The following is a 3,829-nucleotide window of genomic DNA, read 5'->3' on the forward strand; positions in this document are numbered from 1 at the left end:
TTGGGGTATTCCAGAACTCACTAAGTAGGCTTGTGTCCTGTTCATTAAACTCTAGGTGAGCCGCGAGTTGGTTTGCTAGACCGCCAACTTCACGCCCCCCCATTGCATTGGGTTGCCCCGTTAATGAGAAGGGGCCGCTGCCAGGTTTTCCAATGCGCCCTGTTGCTAGGTGACAGTTGAGAATGGCGTTAACTTTGTCAGTGCCGGACGAAGACTGATTGACCCCTTGGCTATATAGGCTCAATGTTTCTTGTGTATCACGAAACCATTCGAAAAAAGTCTTGATGATGTGGGGGGCAACATTACACTTCTCGGCGACAGTTGAAATATTGAAGGCATCTTGCTGCGCAGCCAAAATACATTGATCAAAGCCTTCAGTATATCGTTCGAGGTAGTCATTATCGATTACTCCCTCTTGATATAAGAAGGCGAGTAAGCCGTTAAACAAGGCGACATCACTACCCATTTTCACTGGAATATGCAGGTCGGCAATATCGCAGCTATCGGTCTTTCGAGGGTCAATAACGACGAGCTTCATGTCCGGGTTTGTTTCTTTGGCTTTTTTGATGCGTTGGAACAGTACCGGGTGGCACCATGCTGCGTTAGAGCCTATCAGAACAACTAGCTTAGAGAGTTCAAAATCTTCATAGCAGTTGGGAACCGTGTCGCTGCCGAAGGCGCGCTTATGGCCAACGACGGAGGAAGACATGCATAGACGGCTGTTAGTGTCGATATTGGCGCTGCCAATAAACCCTTTCATCAGCTTATTAGCGACGTAATAATCTTCGGTTAAGAGCTGGCCAGAAGCATAAAACGCAACGGACTCGGGGCCATATTGATCGATAGTTTCTTTAAATCGGGTAGCGACATGATTGATAGTCTGATCCCAGCTGGCCGTTTTCCCTTTGATAATGGGCTTCAATAGCCTGCTAGATAGATCTAGGGTTTCACCTAGTGCCGAGCCTTTTGAGCAGAGACGGCCAAAGTTAGCTGGGTGGTGCGGGTCGCCTTGTATTGTCACGTCCCTGTTATCAGCGTGTGTTGTTGCAATAATGCCGCAGCCTACACCACAGTAGGCGCAGGTGGTCTTTATTTCCTGCGGTTTTGTGCTTGTCTCTGTTGAGTTGATCATTTGAGTCATCTTGATGTTCCTAACCCGCTAAATCTAAGGTGGTAGTTTGCTTGGCGGTTTGAAAGTAGCCTTGGCCGAATATCAAAAACTCTCTCATGTCTTCGATATTGCAGCGCTGTTCAAGTAAGCTTTGATACCATGAGCCGTCTTTGGTATCGCCATATAGAACAACGCCTATGATGTGCCTATCTTTGATAACAAGCTTTTTATATACCTTGGCAGAAGGATCAGAAAAACGGATTTCCTCGCTTTCTTCATCACCTAAGAAATTACCGAGTGAGAATAAGTTAATACCGGTTACTTTTAATTTGGTCGCACTGGGGAGAGTCTTGTATTCCGCAACACCGTGGCCACTGAGGTGATTAGCACATACTCTGGCTTGCTCGAACAAAGGTGCTACCAGGCCAAAAGTGTCGCCTCTATGCTGAATGCACTCCCCCACAGCATAGATGCTAGGGTCGTACGTTTGTAATGTATCGCTGACAACAATGCCTTTTTCACAATGTAAGCCCGCTTTCTCAGCCAGTTCAAAATTTGGCCTGACGCCAATCGCCATAACAAATAAGTCGCAGTCGAGCTCACTTCCATCGGCAAAGCGAACGGCTCTAACATGCCCTGAATCATCTGCAAGAAGCTCTTCTGTCTCGGCCGGCATTTTAAACTTAACGTTTCGGCTTGTGAGTTCCTGCTGGAGTAAGTGACCGGCTGTCGCATCGAGCTGTCTGTTAAGGAGCACTTCCTTGCTATGAATAACGGTAACGTGCATGCCTCGCTGCGCAAGGCCGTTGGCTGCTTCAAGACCTAGTAGCCCGCCGCCTAAGACCACTGCATTCTTTTTTGTCTCGCTATAGGCAAGCATCTTATTGACATCATATATATCGCGAAAGGCGATCACACCTTCGAGTTTGCTTCCTGGAATAGGAAGAATAAAGGGTTTAGAGCCTGTTGCTATCAGTAGTCTGTCATAACGTGCTTGAGTGCCATCACGTGCTGTGACGCAACGTTTGCTTCTATCGATATCAATAACCAGCTTATCTGCTCCGGAATACAGGGTTATATTATGGTCGTGATACCATTGCCGGTCATGAATAATGATATCTTCAATGGACTTTTCTCCACAGAGTACGGGGGATAGCATGATTCGGTTGTAGTTGCCGTAGGGCTCAGCACCAAAGACCGTAATATCAAACTTTTCAGGAGAGGCGCTGACTAACTCTTCTACAGCTTTCATTCCAGCCATGCCGTTTCCGATTACCACAAGCTGCTGCTTCATCTCTAATCTCCGTACTGCCGTGTTATGAATGCTATAATCAATACATTGCTAATTTTTGCAAGTTATCGCAGCAATTTATATACCATTGGAGGTATGATTCTAACTCAACATGGTTAAGTACGCTGCAAGTCTCTTTAATAAGGCACTTAAGATTGACTTAGCTTAAGTTCATATACGGTTCACGGATGGATTAGTTTTGCACTATTTTGGTTCAACGTGTGGGTTGTTTGATGCGCCAAGGTCGATATAAAAATAATTATAGAATGTTTCATCGTTTGCTTGTTTTTATCTGTGTGTTGTTATCGTGGCGCATTTCTTATGTCGATGCTAATGAACTCAAAAAGACCGACATCGCCTTGCCAGCTTCCTATGAGGGTGACTCAAGCGCTCAAGATGAGATAGCAGAGGGCTCCCCTTACTTCGATAATTCGACTATCTCCTGGATTGAAACAAAACGCAGAGCATTGGCCGGAGATATCGTTGCTTTAGGCGCATATATTGATGGTTTGATGGGTGATCTAGAAGCCATTTCAGATCACAATCAAAGTTATGTAAAACTTTATTTGGGCTTAGGTGAGTCGAAATACTATGGGACAGAAGCGCTTCATAGATTGCGTTTTAGTTTAGATTTACCCATAACAAAAAGACGTTTTCGTTTTATTTTGGAAAGTGAAGATGAAGAAGCAGAAAACTCCGTGGATCAGGAGAGTACTAGGTCCTCCTTGAGTGAAGAGTCCGGTGAGGATGGCATTAATGCAAGTTTTAGGCTTTTATTTGATGCACGCCATTGGGATCGCCTTTCCTTTGACTGGGGGCTTAAAGCAAATTTGGACCCCGATATATTTTCAAGGGCTCGAGGAATTCGTAGCTGGAGTTTGTCAGAAAAGTGGTCATTAACTTTCTCTCCAGAGTTGTTTTGGTATGAAAGCCGGGGGGCAGGAGCCCGATCATCTTTCGATTTTGATCGCTTGGTTGGTGACTTTTATCTGCTTCGTCTACAGTCTTCCGTTGTTTGGTATGAAAGGTACGGACACAGGCGATACGTTCAAAACCTTGCTTTTTTCCATGACATCAATCAGCGGCGAGCGCTGGAATACTCGTTTGGATTTTCTGCCGATGAACGACAGCATCATACCGTTGTATCAGAGTATTTTGCGCAAATTCGCTATCGACGTAATTTGTATAAAGGCTGGTTTTTCTATCAGTTGAATATTGGCACAACATTTCCTAGGGAATATGAATATAAAACTAACCCTTTTATCGGTATCAGGTTTGAAATTTTGTTATCTGATGACCTGGAGAAAGTGCTAAGAACACGCCTTTACTAAAGCGGACAGACACAAAAAAAGGCTAAGTTCATAAAAACTTAGCCCTAAATTGCTTGAAGATAAGCAAAACGAAAATGATGAAGAACTTGTAAATAG

At 44.6% G+C, this 3,829-nt stretch carries 3 protein-coding genes; 1 reads left to right on the top strand and 2 read right to left on the bottom strand.

Features of this window, described 5'->3' with window-relative positions; translation table 11 throughout:
• Positions 1-1,141 (bottom strand): molybdopterin-dependent oxidoreductase (locus A3766_RS20350; protein ID WP_369808644.1); only part of this gene is annotated, 1,141 nt, incomplete at its 3' end.
• Between the two features lie 10 nt (positions 1,142-1,151).
• Entirely contained in the window at positions 1,152-2,405 is a 1,254-nt protein-coding gene (locus A3766_RS20355; protein WP_068516472.1) for an NAD(P)/FAD-dependent oxidoreductase, read from the bottom strand.
• 230 nt (positions 2,406-2,635) lie between these two features.
• Here A3766_RS20355 and A3766_RS20360 point away from each other — a divergent pair, with 230 nt between their 5' ends.
• Complete coding sequence (locus A3766_RS20360) at positions 2,636-3,733, top strand: hypothetical protein (RefSeq protein WP_068516468.1); 1,098 nt, start codon at positions 2,636-2,638, stop codon at positions 3,731-3,733.
• Positions 3,734-3,829: the final 96 nt, after the last annotated feature.

This window comes from Oleiphilus sp. HI0132 (assembly GCF_001635845.1).

Excerpts from the sequence above, each read along its gene's own strand:
- A3766_RS20355 (WP_068516472.1), bottom strand. The coding sequence starts at position 2,405 with ATGAAGCAGCAGCTTGTGGTAATCGGAAACGGCATGGCTGGAATGAAA.
- A3766_RS20360 (WP_068516468.1), top strand. The coding sequence starts at position 2,636 with ATGCGCCAAGGTCGATATAAAAATAATTATAGAATGTTTCATCGTTTG.